Raw genomic sequence first — 16931 nt, 5'->3', positions numbered from 1 at the left:
TTAAGCCTTATCTTTGAAAAATATGAAAACAGACATACTTGCTTTTGGAGCGCATCCTGATGACGTAGAACTGGGTTGTGGAGGTACCATTGCCAAATTGATATCAGAAGGAAAAAAATGTGTTATTGTAGATCTTACAAAAGGTGAACTGGGAACAAGAGGAACAGACGAAACCAGAAAAATGGAGGCTGCTGAATCTGCAAAAATTCTTGGGGTTTCCGCAAGGGAAAATTTAGGTATGAAAGACGGGTTTCTTGTTAATTCAGAAGAGTATCAGATGAAGATTGTAAAAATGATCCGCAAATACCGCCCGGAAATCGTCTTAGCCAATGCGATTGATGATAGACATCCGGATCATGCAAAAGGAGCGAAATTAGTTTCCGATGCGTGCTTTTTAGCTGGTCTTAGAAAGATAGAAACTGTAGAGGGAGGAGAAAGCCAGGACGTATGGAGACCTAAACACATTTTTCATTATATCCAATGGAAACATATTCAACCTGAATTTGTAATTGATATTTCAGAATATCTGGATAAGAAAATTGAAGCATGCCTTGCATTTAAAACTCAGTTTTATGATCCGAATTCTACCGAACCAGTAACTCCGATTGCTACAAAAGACTTTCTGGAAAGCTTAACATACAGAGCTCAGGATTTAGGGCGTCTATCGGGAGTTGCTTACGCTGAGGGATTTACGACAGAGAAGTTAATTGCTTTGAAAAATTTTGAAGGAATTGTTTTGTAATTAAAAAATCTTTCCTATATTTGCAACCACAAAACGGTGATTGTAGCTCAGTTGGTTAGAGCGTCGGATTGTGGTTCCGAAGGTCGTGGGTTCGAGACCCATCATTCACCCAAAGAAAGTACACTTTTAAAGTGTACTTTTTTATTTTATACCTTTCTGATGTTTCATTTTTTTATCCAAAAAAATATCACAAACTTTTAATTTTATTTTAGGATCAGGATAGATTTTTATTTTGATGATGTTTTAAGGGGAATACTTGATTGAAATAGAATGTGAAGTGATAAATAATAAGAGAATATTCTAGAGAGATTTTTATAGCATATTTCTAGCATAATTACTGTTAATGAGTGGTACATCATAGGTATTTAGATTTAAAAGTACTCTTTTGCATCTTTTAAATCCATTGTTCTTAGAATAATCCTGTAAAAAAATAGACATAAAAAAAGCACCTTTTTTCAGATGCTTGTGTTTTTAGATATTCTTTTTTTATACTTCGTCGTCAGAATCTATAGTATAAGATTTGCTTTTGAAGTCTTTGTCATGTTTTTCTGAAATTACATCCTCACCCTTTTCATTAATGATGAAATCTGTTGACTCATTGAACATTTCCTGGAAACTCTTAAAATCTTCTTTGTAAAGGTAAATTTTGTGTTTTTCAAATGTAGCCTCTCCATTTTCACCGAAGTTCTTTTTACTTTCGGTAATCGTAAGATAATAATCCCCCGCTTTCGTCTCACGCACATCAAAGAAATATGTTCTTCTTCCTGCTTTTAACACCTTCGTGAAAATTTCATTTTCATGGCGTTCCTTGTATTCACTCATTGTTAGATATTTTTTAATCTTGTTAAGAACAAATATAAAAGATTTCTTTTAATCACAAAATTTTTTTTATGATTTATTTAACAATTTTGAATGAATCGGCTAAGCAGTTACAGAATTGGTAATTTCAGTAAGATTAAGGATTTTGTCAGCTCTTTGTGCGCTAGACTCTCTGTGTGTGATAATTATGGAGGTTGCATTGTGGATTTTTGACTCAATATTTTGCAGTATATTTTGTTCGGTTTCGGTATCTAATGCAGATAAAGAATCATCAAAAATAATGATATTTGGATCCTTAATCAGGGCTCTGGCGATACAAATTCTTTGCTTTTGTCCTCCCGAAAGCATCACTCCACGCTCTCCAACCGTCGTTTTATACTGTTCTTTAAATCCTATGATGTTTTTATGAACGTCTGCGATTTTAGCATATTCTACTACTTTCTCATGGGACGGATGGTCGATCGCAAATCCAATATTATTTTCTATAGTATCCGAGAATAAATAGCTCTCCTGAGGAATATAGCCAATAAAATCCCTGTACACTTCGAGATTGTGGTCCTTAAGATTTTTCCCGTCAATCAGAATTTCACCTTCAGTAGGGTCTATTAAACGGCATAGCAATAAGGCGATCGTAGATTTTCCGCTTCCTGTTTTCCCCATAATCGCCAATGATTGTCCCGCATTAATTGTAAAGCTTAAATTTTCTAAAGCTTTTATTCCTGTGTTAGGGTACACATATGAAACATTTCTAAATTCAATATCTCCCTTGATTTTATACTGATCAGAATTTTTATTAATGATTTCAGATTTTTTATCCAGAAACTCATTGATTCTCTGCATGGAGGCTTCTGCTCGTTGATTGACTGATGTTACCCATCCTACCATTGAAAAAGGAAATATAAGGGTATTGATGTACATGAAAAAGTCGGCTATTTTACCGATACTTAGTTGTCCTGCAATATATTTTTGTCCACCGATGACGATGATGGCTACGTTAAGCAATCCGATTACAAATAAAATAATAGTAAAAAAATAAGCTTCTGTCTTTGCGAGGTCTAATGCCTTATCCTGGTAATCGGTTACCTTTGCCCCGTAATTCTTTTTGATATAATTTTCCCTGGCAAAGAATTTTACAACTCTTATTCCCGAAAAACTGTCCTGTACAAAAGTTGAAATACCGGACTGGCTTTTCTGCATTATCTTTGACTTCTTGTTAATAATTGAACTTACTTTAAAAATAAGGTATGACAAAATCGGAAGTGGTAGTAATGTCCATAAAGTCATGGATACGTCCGTTTTTATCATATAGATGCTGGTAATAAGAAGTAACACCAGTAAATTTACGACATACATGACTCCCGGTCCAAGGTACATTCTTACCGCTACAATATCTTCGCTCAATCGGTTCATGAGGTCACCGATAGTCGTCTGCTTATAATCTGTAAGGGAAAGCTCCTGATAGTGTCTGTAGATTTTATTTTTAAGCTCATATTCAATTCTCCTTGACGCTACAATAATGGTCTGTCTCATCATGAAAGTAAAGAATCCCGTCAATAACGAACAACCAACAATAATGGCAACGTAAATCAATACCTGCCTGTTGAATCCCATTTGTCCGTTTTTGGTAAGTTCATCAACCGATTTTCCTACAAACTGAACTTTATATGTATTAAAAAAATTACTGGCAATGATAAATAACAGCCCCCAAAACAACAATATCTTGTGTTTCCAAAAGTAGGGGTTCAGGGTTTTTAAAGCTTTCATATAGTTTTACAAAATTACAAAAATACCTTCACACTACGAATTCGATAAATTTTAAATTTTGTATCTTTGCACCCATAAAAAGCTCTTTGAATGTTAGGAAGAAGACAAATCCGTGAAAAAGTGGTGGAAAATGTGTATTCATACTACCAGAATCCGATTAAATTTGATGTTTTAGAGAAAAACATGTTTTCGGGTATAGAGAAAATCTATCATCTCTATATTTACCAACTGAATTTTTTAGTAGGTCTAAAGGCGCTTGCTGAAAACCAGATGGAAATTGGGAAGAAAAAATATCTGAAAACAGATTCTGATATTAATCCCAACCAGAAATTTATTAACAATCAGGTGTTGATCAAACTAGAGGAAAACCCTGAAAGGCTATTCTTTACAGGGCAACATAAAGAATTGAAATGGGATTTACATGATGATCTATTGGTAAAAACTTTCCAGAGAATTACTGCAGGGAAACGTTACCAGGATTTCATGAAAGTAGAAGAATATTCTTTTGAAGAGGACCAGAAGTTTATCGGAAAATTATTTTTGCGCTATATCGCTGAAAATGAAGATTTTCATGATTATCTTGGAGACAAGGAACTGACCTGGTCTGATGATATTCACATTTCCAATTCAATGGTTCAAAAGACAATTGGATTTCTGAAGGAAGATGAAGAAAGCAGAACATTAATCAAAATGATCAAGGATGAAGATGATAAGGCTTTTGCAGCTAAACTTCTAAGAGATACTTTGAACAATTGGGAAAATAATGAAAAGAAACTAAGTGAAAGATTGGAAAACTGGGATTTGGAAAGAGTTTCTTTAATGGATAAAGTTATTTTGTCTACCGCTATATCGGAACTTGATAATTTTCCTTTTACACCATCAAGAGTTATTATCAATGAATATATTGAAATTGCTAAAGTATTTGCTACAGACAGATCCAATATCTTCATTAACGGAATTTTAGATAAATATTGTAAAGATCAAAATAGAATTTAACATGAAAAAGACGTTATCAATTATCGCTTTGTCTATTATAGGCTTTGGTTTAGTTTCTTGTAAAAAAGAAAACAAGGAGGCTCAAACTGCTGAATCTGTAGCAACAGATTCCTCTGCTGCTGCAACAACTCCCGCTGATTCTCCGGTAGCTCCTGCAACAACAGAAGCGGTAACTCCGGCTCAATCTAACCAACCTTCAACTTCACTTGCTTTATCTGAAAGCAATTTCGATTTTGGAAATATCAAAAAAGGAGATAAAGTAGAGCATGTTTATGAAGTAACCAATACAGGTAAAAATCCATTGGTAATTTCTGAAGTTAAGCCTGGATGCGGATGTACAGCTCCTGACTTTACTAAAGAGCCTATTTTACCAGGTAAAAAAGGAAAGATTACCTTACATTTTGATTCTTCAAGTTTCGATGGAAATGTTCAGAAATATGCTGACGTATATGCGAACGTAGAAAAATCTCCAATTAAATTAACATTCACTGCGAATATTCAACCTTAATTAAAATGAATACATTAACCATTTTTTTACAGGCACAGCCGGCAGGAGGATCATCTTCAATGATGCTGATCATGATGGGTGTGATGTTTGTAGGTTTTTATTTCTTAATGATAAGGCCACAAATGAAAAAACAGAAGCAGGAGAAAACCTTTCAGGAAAATCTGAAAGTAGGAAGCAGGGTAGTACTAACTTCAGGCCTTCATGGAAGAATTGCTCAAATCCAGGATGATGGTTTTGTTATTGAAACATTATCAGGAAAGTTAAAGTTCGAAAAAGCGGCTGTATCAAGAGAATTTACAGACAATCGTTTTGGAGAAAAAGCAACTAAAGCAGCTGAAAAAACTGCTGAGAAAAAAGAAATTGATACTGAAAAGAAATAATTTTTTAGTTTAAAAGAGAATATGACCGGCGCGGTGAACAAAGTTCACCGCGCCGGTCTTTTATATAGAGATAAGCCGACAAAAATGGTAACCAATAAATTCCTGTTGGCATTAAATCCTTACTATTTTTATAGTTTTAAATTATCTTTGTCCTATGAAGCAAAATATAAACAAAACAGTTCTTATTTTAGGAGCAAATTCTGATGTTGCAAAACAATCTTTTAAGCAGTATCTGCAAAAAGGATACTCAGTAATTGCGGCTTCCAGAAATACGGACTCGCTGGAAAATTTTGTTAAAGAAAATCAATTAGATCAAGCGAAAATTAAGATTATATATTTTGATGCTTCCGATTTTGCTTCGCATCAGCAATTTTATGATAACCTGGTGATAAAACCGGCTATTGTAGTTTATGCAGCCGGATTTCTGGTTGACAATCAAAAAGCTTTGCTTGATTTTAAAGGTGCATACCAGATGATGCAGGTAAACTATATGGGTGGGGTTTCAATTCTTAATATTATTGCTATGGACAAAAGTAATAATAACCTTGAGAGAATTATCGGACTTTCTTCACTTTCCGGCGTAAGAGGAAGAAAAAGTAATTTTATATATGGAAGCACAAAATCTGCATTCACACAATATTTAGCCGGTCTCCGACAGGAATTATCTTCAAGAAATATTATTGTCAATGCATTGGTCATTGGATATATTCGCACTAAAATGAATACAGGTCTGAAGCTTACGGAATCCCTGATAATGGAACCGGATTATGTTGCGAACTTTGTGGTCAATGCAGGGAGCTCATTTACTATAGTCCCGAATTTTAAATGGAAAATTATTTATTTTATTTTGAAAATTTTACCTGGAAGTATGGTGGCAAAATTACCATGATATTTTTCGCTGAATTTTTATTTTTCTAAATAAATTTTAATTAAACTCTTAAATCTGTTTATTTTTAATTTTTAAGTCTCAAAAAGACTGCTCTTTTTCAAAAAAGGAGTACGGTATAGAAATTGGAAATCATTCTTTTTTTCAGTATTTTTAAAATCTGAAATGATTCTTTTACCTGAATAAATTTCGAAAAATGATCATTGAGTGCACCTGAACAGGTCGTTCTGATATCCAATACTTTTTATTATATAGATTACTTTAAACCAGGGTTTAAGGTTAATTTTTTTATGGTATATGGATCGTTTCAGAATTTATCAGAAAAATAACATATCAATTTAAATAAATACAAAATGGATGATTTAAAATTAGACAACGTTCAACAACAGTGGGACACCTTCTTGACCTCAGCTATTGCATGGGCACCGAAAATTATTACAGCTGTGATTTCAGCATTCCTGATATATTTGGTAGGATCGTGGATGATCAGGATGATTAAAAGACTTGTTGAAAAAGCCTTTAAAAGACGTAATATGGAGCCGTCCTTACAGCTTTTTTTATTAAATATTATCAACTGGGGACTTAATATCCTGCTCTTTATTGTAGTGGTTACCCAATTAGGAGTACAGACTTCAGCCTTTGTCGCCATGATAGGTGCTGCCGGATTAGCGGTTGGATTGGCTTTACAGGGATCTTTAACGAATTTTGCGGGAGGCATTCTTATTTTATTATTAAAACCATTTAAGATCGGAGACTTTATTTCGGCAAGTTCAGGAGTATCCGGAACGGTAAATGCAATAGACGTTTTCCATACAAGGCTTATTACGCCTCAGAATCAGTTGATCGTAATCCCTAATGGTGAAATCTCCAACAAGAGTATTACCAATTATACGCAGTTGGGAACAAGAAAAACGTGGTTTGATATAGGAGTTTCTTATAATGCAGATCTAAAGCAAGCTAAAGAAATACTGCTGGAGGCAATACATCAGAATGAATATGCTCTTAAGGAACCTGCGCCACAAGTAGTTGTTACCGAGCTAGGAGATAGTGCAGTGAATTTGTCTGTAAGGGTAATGACCACTAATGAAAATTTCTGGGCAATGAATGAAGAATTGATTATAGCTTGTAAGGCAGCCCTTGATAAGGCAGGAATTGAAATTCCTTTTCCACAAAGGGATGTACATGTATATAATAATAACTAAAAATCTTATAATGAAAAACCTGCATTGATAAAATGCAGGTTTTTTTATTTCATCAAGGCGTTGATTTATCCTAAATTCTGCAATAAATCCAACGCCTTCATCATATCAATTCCTTTTCCTAAAACCGGTTTAAATAAATCTCCTTTTTCTTTAATCCTGTCAAGTGCGTTGTGGATATTGAAATCTGTAGGTTTTAATCCGGGCTTTAATTCTTCCCATGCAATCGGCATAGAAACCGAAGCTCCCGGTTTTGGACGTAAGCTGTAAGCACTTGCCAACGTTTGTCCTGTTCTGTTTTGAAGGTAATCCAGATAGATTTTCTTATCATCCCTTTTTTGAAGGCTTCTTTCTAAGGTGGTTATTTTAGGAAGTTTTTCATTGACCTGTTTCATGACAATATGAGCAAAATCCTTTACCTGATCGAATTCATAATTACCTCCCATCGGAATATAGATGTGAATTCCGGTACTTCCTGATGTTTTACAATACCCTTTCACTTTAATTGACTTCAGGACTTCATTTACCTGTAAGGCGGTTTCAATAACATCATCAAATGTATTTTTTTTAGAGGGATCGAGATCAAGCACTAAATAATCGGGATGTTCAAGATCAGGGAGTGAACTGTTCCAGGGGTTGAGATCTATACAACCTAGATTATTAAGATAAGCGAGTGTGGCTTTATCATTACAGTAGATATAATCAATATATTTATCGTTGGATTCAGAATAAACCTGTGTTGTTTTTACCCATTCCGGAGTATTGTCACTGGCATCTTTCTGATAAAAACCTTGTTCTTCAATTCCGTTTGGGAAACGGTTTAAGGATAACGGACGGTTTTTCAGATGCGGTAAAATATATCTGGCAACCGATTGATAGTATTCAATCACATCTCCTTTTGATATACCATCTTCCGGAAAATATATTTTATCTTGATTTGTCAATTTTACTTTATGCTTATCTAAAGTAACTTCCTTTTCTTTTTCAGTATTTTTTGATGATGTAGTGGCTTTCATTTTTTTAGGTTTTTCATTTTTTGGGTTCACTTTATTGGCGGAATCATTGATTTCTTCCGGGTTTTTATCCTCCCGGATCGTGATAAAAACAGGATGTCTGAAAATTCCGTCCTTGGTGATTTCAGAATATTTGATTTCACAAACCAGTTTCGGTTCTACCCATGTGACTGGCATATTGGTTTTGGGGATTTTGTCAAACGGTGAATTTTTTATAATTAACTTTTCCAAACGCTGATGAAGTTGATTCAAAGATTCACTATTGAATCCCGTTCCTGTATGTCCGGAGTAAATGAGCTTTCCACCTTTATATTTTCCTAATATCAATGCTCCGAAGCCTTTTCTGGAACCTCTGGGTTCTGTGAATCCACAGATAATGACTTCTTCAGTACTGGTGAATTTTATTTTTAACCAATCAGAAGTTCTGTGATTTTCAACATACTGGCTATCGGATTTTTTTGCGATCATGCCTTCAAGTTGCATTTTTTCCATCTGATTGAAAAAACTGATTCCATTTTCAGGGATATGGTCACAATATTTAATCATTTCTGTTTCTACCAATGCTTCTTTTAACAGCTCTTTTCTTTGCAATAATGGGAGTTGTTCGGTAGAATGGCCATTCAGCCAAAGCAGATCAAAAACCTGATATACCAGGGCGAGATCAGGATTATCACCAATCTGTTGTAATAGTTGGAAATTGGGTTTTCCGTTTTCGTCATAGGCCACAATTTCTCCATCCAAAATCATTTTTTGCTTTTGAAGACTAAAGTCTTGGGTAACTTTTCTGAATTTTGATAAAAAAGAAATTCCGTTTCTTGAATAAAATAAAGGATCATTTTTGCTCAGATCGGCTATAGCCCTGTAGCCGTCCCATTTGATTTCAAAGATCCATTCCGGGGAATCAAATGCTTTTTCATAGGACTTCGCCAACATAGGCTTAATGAAAGAGGTAAGCTTCTTTTCATCAGCTAATGCATTGAATTTTTTAAATTCAGGCTTTGATGTTATGACTTCTTTTTGTTGTTTTTTAGGCTTTTTTTTTCCTCTAAGAATTTTGTTACCAAAGATTTGGGAGAGGTATTGTCTTCGGCATTATAGCCAGCTTCTGCAAAGTCATCCTTATGTTTTATGAGTAACCAGGAATTCCCTTCCGTGTTTTTCATTTTTACCAAAGCAAATTCACCTTTCAGCTTTTTACCGTGTAAAATAAATTTCAAAGATCCTGCATGAAGTTCTTTTAACAATTCTTTTTCGTCAGAAAGCTTGCTGTCTTTCTCTAAAGGTTCATAAGTTCCACTATCCCAGACTTCGACTTGTCCGGCTCCATAATTTCCTTCGGGTATATTTCCTTCGAAATCTTTATAGTCATAAGGGTGGTCTTCAACCATCATAGCCAGACGTTTATCCTTTGGATCTAAAGAAGGGCCTTTAGGAACTGCCCAGCTTTTTAGAACTCCTTCCATCTCTAAACGAAAATCATAATGAAGATGTGAGGCAGCATGTCTTTGGATGACAAAAATAAGCTGATCCTTACTCTTTTTTGTTTTGCCTTTAGGTTCACTTGTTTCGTTAAATTTCCTTTTTTCGTTATAATCTTTAAGAGCCATCAGGATGCGTTTTTAGATTTTGAACTTTGTAAACTAGCTTTTAATTGAGCCATCAAATCAATTACTTTTCCTTCTTTTGCAGGTTCAGCTTTCTGAGCCTTAACACTCTTACCTTTAGCTTTCTGTTTAATGATCTTCATGAGTGATTCAGAGTAAGTATCCTTATACATCGTAGGATCAAACTTCTGGGAAAGCTGCTCAATAAGGCTTACTGCCATTTTTAATTCTGCAGGTTTAGGAGCTTTTTTAGCCGGGATTTTTAAATCATGGTAATCTCTTATTTCCTGATCAAAGCGTAATCGGTTGAGAATAAGAACCTCTTCATTGTATGGCCTGATCATCCCTATTGCTTCACTTTCGCGCAATACAAATGTTCCTACACCTACCATTTCGGTTTCTGTTAAAGCTTTCATGAGAAGCCTGTAAGCATTTTCCCCATTTTTCTGGGGCTCAAGAAAATATGGATTTTCAAAATAAACACTATCTACTTCAGATTCTTTTACAAACTGGTCGATCGATAATATTTTGCTTTTTTCAGGACTTGCCGCTGCATAATCCTCATCGTCGAGAACAATATACCGGTCTTCCATCAGGTAAGCCTTCACAATATTTTCCCACTTTACTTCTTTCCCTGTTTTTTCATTAACTCTTTTGAATTTTATGTTAGAAAAGTCAGATTTATCCAGCATGTCAAGATCCAGTTTGCTGGTTTCTGTTGCTGAATATATTTTAACAGGGATATTTACTAAGCCAAAGCCAATGGCGCCATTCCAGATTGCTTTCATTGTACTATGTTTGTTTAGATAACGTACAATGATTGTGCCGTATGAAAAATATTTACGTAATGTGGTACTTTATTATGATTTTATAAAATGTAAAAAGAAAAATGTGTTTTTGTTTTATTCTCAATTGTCAATTGAGAATAAAAAGTATTTGTATATCTTTAAAATACCAATGAATAAAGAATGAAAGAGCTATTCAGTTACATAAGGAAATTCGCGGAACTAAGTGAAGAAGAGAAAGACCTGATTGCTGTTGGAGTACAGGAACTAACTATCCAAAAAGGAGAGGTATTTGTAGAGGCGGGCAGGATAAGCCAGATGATTGCCTTTGTAAAAGAAGGTGTATTTCGTTCATTGTATTATAATAAACAAGGAGACGATTGTACACGATATTTTATTTATGAAGGCCGGTTTATCGGAGATTTTCAGGGTTTTGTTAATCAGACCCCTTCTAACGAGTATATAGAAGCAATTACGGATGGAACTTTATGGGTCATAGATTTTAATCATTTTAGAACCATAGAAAGCAGAATATCTGTTTGGCCGGTTCTGATCGCTAAGTTGCATGCTTTTGTAGCAGAGAATAAGCTAAAGGTTGCCAGCACGATGCTGAGCCTGGATGCGAAATCCAGGTATCTTCATTTTCTGGATCATTATCCCGGATTGGCAAACCGTGTTCCTCAGGCAATGTTGGCGTCTTATCTCGGAATTACTCCCTCCTCATTCAGCCGGATCAGAAAAAATATAATATAGATTTCCCTTTCTTGTCAAATGACAATTGCCCCCTCGTATTCATGCTATAGTTTTGCTCTGTAAAAAGAGATAAATTATAAAATATGGATATCGTATTAGGATTACAGTGGGGAGATGAAGGGAAAGGTAAATTCATTGACCTGATCAGTCGGAATTATGACATTGTCGCACGTTTCAACGGAGGAGCGAATGCAGGACATAGTATTGAGCGAAATGGAAAAAGAATAACATTGAAAACTCTTCCTTCGGGAATATTTATAGAAGGAGTAGACAATGTAATCGGGGCAGGGATCGTATTGGATCCTGTTAATTTCAAGCAGGAAGTTTTGAAACTAAATGCTTTTGATATGAATATTCAGGTTGAAAAACGCCTGACTGTATCTAGGAAAGCACATCTTGTGTTACCCACACATACATTAATGGACGTATTTATGGAAGAGAATTCATCCTATAATACAATTGGTACAACTAAAAATGGTATAGGACAGGCCTATGCTAACAAAATTCTGCGGCAGAATCTAAGAGTGGGTGATATTGATAGATCCGACTTTAATGAAACAGTAAATCATATTGTAGAAAGAGACTATCAGCAGCTGTTAGATTATGGTCAGATACTTCCTCCGATAACAGATCTGAAAGATACATTTTTCGATGCTATAGAGTTTTTGAAAAAATTTCGATGGATAGAAGCTGAAGTGTTTTTAAATGAATCGATTAAGAGTGGAAGAAAAATTCTTGCAGAAGGTGCACAGGCAACATTACTCGATATAGATCACGGAACCTATCCTTACGTTACATCATCTACAACGATTGCTTCAGGAGCGTGCAGCGGTTTGGGAGTCTCGCCTAAAAAGGTAGGCGAAATCTATGGGGTTACAAAAGCATATTGTACCAGGGTAGGAAATGGTGCCTTTCTTACGGAGCTTTTTGGCGAAACAGGTGAGAAGATAAGGCAAACAGGTAATGAGTTTGGTTCTAATACAGGACGGCCCCGAAGAGTAGGGTGGCTGGATCTGCCTGCTTTAAAATATGCTGTAATGATTAATGGAGTGACTCAATTGATCATTACCAAAGCGGATGTCTTGAATGGCTTTGAGTCTGTGGCTATATGTACTCACTATAAAGTCAAAGATCAGACTGTAGTGTCAGGTTTAATGACTGATGATGAAGCACGTCCGGTTTTCCGTCGGATGAAAGGATGGAAAACTGAATTTTCAGAATGTAAAGATCCTTCCTCTTTACCCGAGGAATTATTGGAGTTTATTCAATTTCTTGAAAATGAGCTTGAAATTCCTGTGAGTTATCTTTCTACGGGACCTGGCAGGGAAGATATGATAAAGATGACTTCAAAACTGATATCTCAGATAGTATAAAATAAAAAAGCGAGGTAAAAACCTCGCTTTAATTTATGCTTTTAAATTTAATTGTAATTCCAGTTCATCCAGCTGTGCATCAGCAATTGATGCCGGTGCGTCAATCATCACATCACGTCCCGAGTTATTTTTAGGAAAGGCAATATAATCTCTGATCACTTCATTTCCGTCAAGAATGGCCACCAAACGGTCAAACCCGAAAGCTAAACCACCATGAGGAGGAGCTCCATATTTAAATGCGTTCATCAAGAACCCAAATTGTGCTTCCGCCTCTTCTTTTGAAAAACCTAATAAATCAAACATCTTAGATTGAAGTTCCCTGTCGAAAATTCTGATTGATCCTCCTCCGATTTCATTTCCATTAAGAACCATATCATAAGCATTTGCTCTGGCTTTTCCGGGATCAGTTTCCAGCAGGTGAATATCTTCCGGCTTAGGAGAAGTGAAAGGATGGTGCATCGCGTGGTATCTCTGAGTTTCCTCGTCAAATTCCAATAGTGGGAAATCGACTACCCAAAGAGGAGCAAATACATCTCCTTTTCTTAATCCCAAACGGTTTCCCAGTTCCATTCTCAATGCGGAAAGCTGAGCTCTTACTTTATTTTCATTTCCTGAAAGAATAAGCATCAAATCTCCTTCTTTCGCCCCGAATTTTTCAATAATCTTTGTTAAGTCTTCTTCGTTGTAAAACTTGTTAACAGATGATGTTTTTACACCATCATTCTGGAATTTTGCCCACACCATCCCTGAGGCTCCGATTTGAGGACGTTTTACCCAGTCCACCAATTCGTCGATCTGTTTTCTGGTATAGTCTGCACAGCCTTCAACATTAATTCCAACTACCAATTCCGCATCATCAAATATTTTAAAATCTTTTCCTTTTACCAGTTCATTAAGCTCCACGAATTCCATTCCGAAACGGATATCCGGTTTGTCATTCCCATATTTTTGCATCGCTTCTGCGAAAGTCATTCTCGGAAAAGCTCCGAATTCCTGTCCGGTAATATCTTTGAGCAATGTTTTGGTCATTCCCTCAAATACATTCATCACATCCTCCTGTTCAACGAAGGCCATTTCGCAGTCGATCTGTGTAAATTCAGGCTGTCTGTCTGCTCTCAGGTCTTCGTCACGGAAACATTTTACAATCTGGAAGTATTTATCCATTCCACCTACCATCAGAAGTTGCTTGAATGTCTGTGGAGATTGAGGTAGTGCGTAAAACTGCCCTGGGTTCATTCTGCTTGGCACCACGAAGTCTCTCGCTCCCTCCGGAGTAGACTTAATTAAAACAGGTGTTTCCACTTCAATGAAACCTTCTTCTGAAAGGTAATTTCTCACTTTCTGAGCCATTTTATGACGGAAGATTAATTTATCTTTTACCGGATTTCTTCTGATATCAAGATAACGGTATTTCATTCTTAATTCTTCACCTCCGTCTGTTTCATCTTCAATTGTAAAGGGTGGAAGTTGAGAGTCATTAAGAACGCTTAGTTTTTCAACTAAAATTTCAATTTCTCCGGTTGGAATATTAGGATTTTTGCTTACTCTCTCAATTACTTTTCCGGTAACCTGAATCACAAATTCACGTCCCAGTTTTTTAGCTTCTTCCATTAATTGAGTTGAAGAGCGATCCTGGTCTAAAACCAATTGTGTAATTCCGTAACGATCCCGAAGATCTATCCAAATCATAAATCCTTTATCACGGATAGTTTGTACCCATCCTGAAAGTGTAACTTCTTCATTAAGATTTTTTAGAGATAATTCTCCGTTTGTGTGCGATCGAAACATTAGTTTTAGATGTTAGATATTATACTTTATATATCAGACTCATTAAGGTCTGAATTTTAAAGTGCAAAGATAAGATTTTTGAAAGTCTTATAAATAAAAAAAACTTCCCAAAGGAAGTTTTTGAATATATTTTTTAAGAAAATTATTTTAGAATTTCTGTAAGAGCCGCCTGTTTATATTTTACTGAAATGTCTTTGGCTGTTTCTCCGTTTTCATTCTTCAGATTTTTTGAAGCACCTTTTTTTAATAATATTTTAGCCAGGTCAGGTCTTCCAAATTTAGCTGCGGCCATAAGCGGACTTAGATTGCTGCAGATTTTATTGACGTCTACATTATTTGTAAGTAAATAATTAAAAATATTTTTTTTGTCGAATCTTACACTGTACGCCAAAAGATTGTAGCTGATATTTTTTTCTCCCAGACATTTATCGTAGTCTTCTTTTGGAAAAGCTTTTTTAAATGTTTCAATATTATCTGTTTGAAAAGCTATTCTCTGTTCACTTGAAATTTGCTGAGCGAATAATGAACCAGCAAAAATAGAAATTGCGAAAACCAATGTAGTAGAGATTATTTTTTTCATGAAAATTTTATTTTAAGAATACACAAAGTTAATTTATTTTTTTGATACAATTTACTATGATTATGATTTCAATTTTTGAAATTAAATAAAATATATGCTATTTGTTAATAATGACAAAATGTAATTCTGCTAATTTTAAAGGATTGTTTGTGAGAATTTGAGTCTTTTGTGTACTGGTTTTATAAAAATTTTAACGGCAATATTTTGTGCTTTTTTACAAGTTTTCTTACATTAGACGTAACCAACAAATAATTTATTATGGGAAAAGGAGACAAAAAATCAAGAAGAGGTAAAATTAATAATGGCAGCTATGGAAAAAGAAGACCAAGAAAAGCCTCTAAATCACTAGAAACTTCGGAGGAAAAATCAAAGAAGTAACAGAATAAAAAAGACCGGAAATAAATCCCCGGTCTTTTTTTTATACAAATTAAATTATTTTCCGAATATACTTCCCAGGATACCACCCAGTCCGCCTTGTTGTTGCTTTTGGCCTCCACCAAGAACGCTTCCTAAAATATCATTTAATGGATTTCCTGACGATTGAGCCTGCCCGCCACCGCCAAGAACACTACCAAGAATGTCATTTAACGGACTTGATTGCTGAGCCTGTGCCTGATTAGAGGCATTTCCAAGAATTCCACCCAATAGATCTCCCAATCCACCTGCTCCAACATTGTTCTGTTGTTTTTCTTTGCCAATATAGCCCATAATAACCGGAGCAAGCATTGCTAAAACAGGACCTATTTTATCAATGGAAATTCCTGTATTTTGTGATAACTGATTTTCAACATTTTGTTTGTCGTTACCGAAAATGTGGCTAAGGATTGAGCCTCCTTCTGCCTGTCTTGCTTCAACTTGTGAAGCATCATCCAGGATACTTCCGTTATGGTCTTTATCCAGAGCATTGTTTAATGCTTCAGCTTCTTTAGAATCCTGAGATTTATTTCTTAAGTACGAAATAATTAGGGGTGCTGCTACAGCTAACAAAGCAATAATCTGGTTTTTGCTGATTCCAAATTTGTTTTCAGCCTGTACCGCAACCTGGTTGCTTGTGTTTCCTGTTAGCAAATCGATTAAACTCATGTTGTGTTTATTTAAATTGTTAATAAACCAAAGTTATCAAAAAATATTCCCTAATAATTTTTTTAATCTAAAATTACTGTTAAAGTTTTTTATTTTTTCTAAGCAACTGGTACTGAGTTTAGTTTTTTAAAATAGGGACATTGGAACATGCTTCGCCAAACATCAGAGATTTTACGATAGGCTTCAATTGTTCTACTAATTCTACATACGCATTCTCAGGAATTTCCTTATCCGAACATCCTTTCACCAATACCCTTTTATCTCTTAAATCATCAAAGTCATAAGTCTGTATTGCATTGTGCATTAAAATAACTTCAAGATCTTCACGGTTACCAAAGACTATTTTCTTTGCAACATCAGTAAGTTTGGCTGTAAGGACAAAATAAGCCCACAATGGAACAATAGCATCTGCCGAATTGTAAATGTATATGTAAGCATCACTATATTCATCAGTATTGATAGCGGCCACCTGTGCACGAAATTCTTTCTCTTTCAAAATCATTTCCTGAAAAAGAAAATCTTTCAGGTCGATTCCTTTTCTTGTGCCTTTTGGAAGAAGCGTGGCAAGATCAAAATTTACAAGACCGCTTTCGTTTACTTTATTTCTGATTTCAAATTCTTCTGACATTTTTTATCATTATCTTTGAACAAATTTACA

Annotated in this window: 18 protein-coding genes and 1 tRNA gene; 10 read left to right on the top strand and 9 right to left on the bottom strand. The window is 35.2% G+C overall.

What is annotated here, in order from left to right; all coding sequences use genetic code 11:
• Positions 1–22 precede the first annotated feature (22 nt).
• Together bshB1 and G9C87_RS10485 are read left to right on the top strand one after the other, a co-directional pair.
• Positions 23–742, top strand: a complete 720-nt coding sequence (bshB1, locus tag G9C87_RS10490; RefSeq protein ID WP_172280788.1) for a bacillithiol biosynthesis deacetylase BshB1 — start codon at positions 23–25, stop codon at positions 740–742.
• Between the two features lie 35 nt (positions 743–777).
• Positions 778–853: transfer RNA gene (locus G9C87_RS10485), tRNA-His, on the top strand.
• 375 nt (positions 854–1228) lie between these two features.
• On the opposite strand, the gene G9C87_RS10480 is transcribed toward G9C87_RS10485, so the two are convergent.
• Together G9C87_RS10480 and G9C87_RS10475 are read right to left on the bottom strand one after the other, a co-directional pair.
• Positions 1229–1564, bottom strand: a complete 336-nt coding sequence (locus G9C87_RS10480) for a DUF3276 family protein (protein WP_034679055.1) — start codon at positions 1562–1564, stop codon at positions 1229–1231.
• Between the two features lie 99 nt (positions 1565–1663).
• Entirely contained in the window at positions 1664–3325 is a 1662-nt protein-coding gene (locus G9C87_RS10475; protein WP_172280786.1) for an ABC transporter ATP-binding protein, read from the bottom strand.
• 90 nt (positions 3326–3415) lie between these two features.
• Between G9C87_RS10475 and G9C87_RS10470 the strand changes: the two genes are divergently transcribed.
• The 5 genes from G9C87_RS10470 to G9C87_RS10450 all read left to right on the top strand — a co-directional run bounded on the left by G9C87_RS10470 (position 3416) and on the right by G9C87_RS10450 (position 7297).
• Positions 3416–4321 carry a transcription antitermination protein NusB gene (locus G9C87_RS10470; RefSeq protein ID WP_172280784.1) on the top strand — a complete coding sequence of 302 codons (906 nt, stop codon included), beginning with the start codon at positions 3416–3418 and terminating at the stop codon, positions 4319–4321.
• A 1-nt stretch (position 4322) separates the two neighbouring features.
• Entirely contained in the window at positions 4323–4829 is a 507-nt protein-coding gene (locus G9C87_RS10465) for a DUF1573 domain-containing protein (RefSeq protein WP_172280782.1), read from the top strand.
• Positions 4830–4834: 5 nt separating this feature from the next.
• Positions 4835–5209, top strand: coding sequence for a preprotein translocase subunit YajC (gene yajC, locus G9C87_RS10460; RefSeq protein WP_172280780.1), 375 nt, complete (start codon positions 4835–4837; stop codon positions 5207–5209).
• A 154-nt stretch (positions 5210–5363) separates the two neighbouring features.
• Positions 5364–6098, top strand: a complete 735-nt coding sequence (locus G9C87_RS10455) for an SDR family NAD(P)-dependent oxidoreductase (RefSeq protein WP_172280778.1) — start codon at positions 5364–5366, stop codon at positions 6096–6098.
• Between the two features lie 350 nt (positions 6099–6448).
• The gene (locus G9C87_RS10450) at positions 6449–7297 is read left to right on the top strand and encodes a mechanosensitive ion channel family protein (RefSeq protein ID WP_172280776.1); all 849 of its coding nucleotides are present in this window, start codon (positions 6449–6451) and stop codon (positions 7295–7297) included.
• 65 nt (positions 7298–7362) lie between these two features.
• On the opposite strand, the gene ligD is transcribed toward G9C87_RS10450, so the two are convergent.
• The 3 genes from ligD to G9C87_RS10435 form a co-directional block, all read right to left on the bottom strand.
• On the bottom strand, positions 7363–9240 hold the full coding sequence (gene ligD / locus G9C87_RS10445; protein WP_172280775.1) for a DNA ligase D: 1878 nt from the start codon (positions 9238–9240) through the stop codon (positions 7363–7365).
• 71 nt (positions 9241–9311) lie between these two features.
• Positions 9312–9914, bottom strand: a complete 603-nt coding sequence (locus G9C87_RS10440; RefSeq protein ID WP_172280773.1) for a DNA polymerase ligase N-terminal domain-containing protein — start codon at positions 9912–9914, stop codon at positions 9312–9314.
• The gene (locus G9C87_RS10435) at positions 9914–10699 is read right to left on the bottom strand and encodes a Ku protein (RefSeq protein ID WP_172280771.1); all 786 of its coding nucleotides are present in this window, start codon (positions 10697–10699) and stop codon (positions 9914–9916) included. Before G9C87_RS10435 ends, G9C87_RS10440 begins: the two co-directional genes overlap by 1 nt.
• A gap of 180 nt (positions 10700–10879) precedes the next feature.
• Here G9C87_RS10435 and G9C87_RS10430 point away from each other — a divergent pair, with 180 nt between their 5' ends.
• Positions 10880–11449 (top strand): Crp/Fnr family transcriptional regulator, encoded by a 570-nt coding sequence (locus G9C87_RS10430; protein ID WP_172280769.1) that lies wholly within the window; start codon positions 10880–10882, stop codon positions 11447–11449.
• An 83-nt stretch (positions 11450–11532) separates the two neighbouring features.
• Positions 11533–12822: an adenylosuccinate synthase gene (locus G9C87_RS10425; protein ID WP_172280767.1), complete on the top strand. Its 1290-nt coding sequence runs from the start codon at positions 11533–11535 to the stop codon at positions 12820–12822.
• A 33-nt stretch (positions 12823–12855) separates the two neighbouring features.
• Here G9C87_RS10425 and aspS read toward each other — a convergent pair whose 3' ends face one another.
• On the bottom strand, positions 12856–14610 hold the full coding sequence (aspS, locus tag G9C87_RS10420; protein ID WP_172280765.1) for an aspartate--tRNA ligase: 1755 nt from the start codon (positions 14608–14610) through the stop codon (positions 12856–12858).
• 142 nt (positions 14611–14752) lie between these two features.
• Positions 14753–15190: an ankyrin repeat domain-containing protein gene (locus G9C87_RS10415; RefSeq protein ID WP_172280763.1), complete on the bottom strand. Its 438-nt coding sequence runs from the start codon at positions 15188–15190 to the stop codon at positions 14753–14755.
• 258 nt (positions 15191–15448) lie between these two features.
• On the opposite strand from G9C87_RS10415, the gene G9C87_RS10410 reads away from it, so the two are divergent.
• Complete coding sequence (locus G9C87_RS10410; protein WP_172280761.1) at positions 15449–15568, top strand: 30S ribosomal protein THX; 120 nt, start codon at positions 15449–15451, stop codon at positions 15566–15568.
• A gap of 54 nt (positions 15569–15622) precedes the next feature.
• Here G9C87_RS10410 and G9C87_RS10405 read toward each other — a convergent pair whose 3' ends face one another.
• Together G9C87_RS10405 and G9C87_RS10400 are read right to left on the bottom strand one after the other, a co-directional pair.
• Complete coding sequence (locus tag G9C87_RS10405) at positions 15623–16273, bottom strand: DUF937 domain-containing protein (protein WP_172280759.1); 651 nt, start codon at positions 16271–16273, stop codon at positions 15623–15625.
• A gap of 118 nt (positions 16274–16391) precedes the next feature.
• Positions 16392–16901, bottom strand: a complete 510-nt coding sequence (locus G9C87_RS10400; protein ID WP_172280757.1) for a DUF2480 family protein — start codon at positions 16899–16901, stop codon at positions 16392–16394.
• Positions 16902–16931: the final 30 nt, after the last annotated feature.

Origin of the sequence: Chryseobacterium sp. LAM-KRS1 (assembly GCF_013184525.1) — a bacterium.
GTDB classification, from domain to species: Bacteria; Bacteroidota; Bacteroidia; order Flavobacteriales; family Weeksellaceae; genus Chryseobacterium; species Chryseobacterium proteolyticum.
Note: the sequence above shows the minus strand (reverse complement) of the source record. Positions and strands in the feature narration are given on the sequence as shown.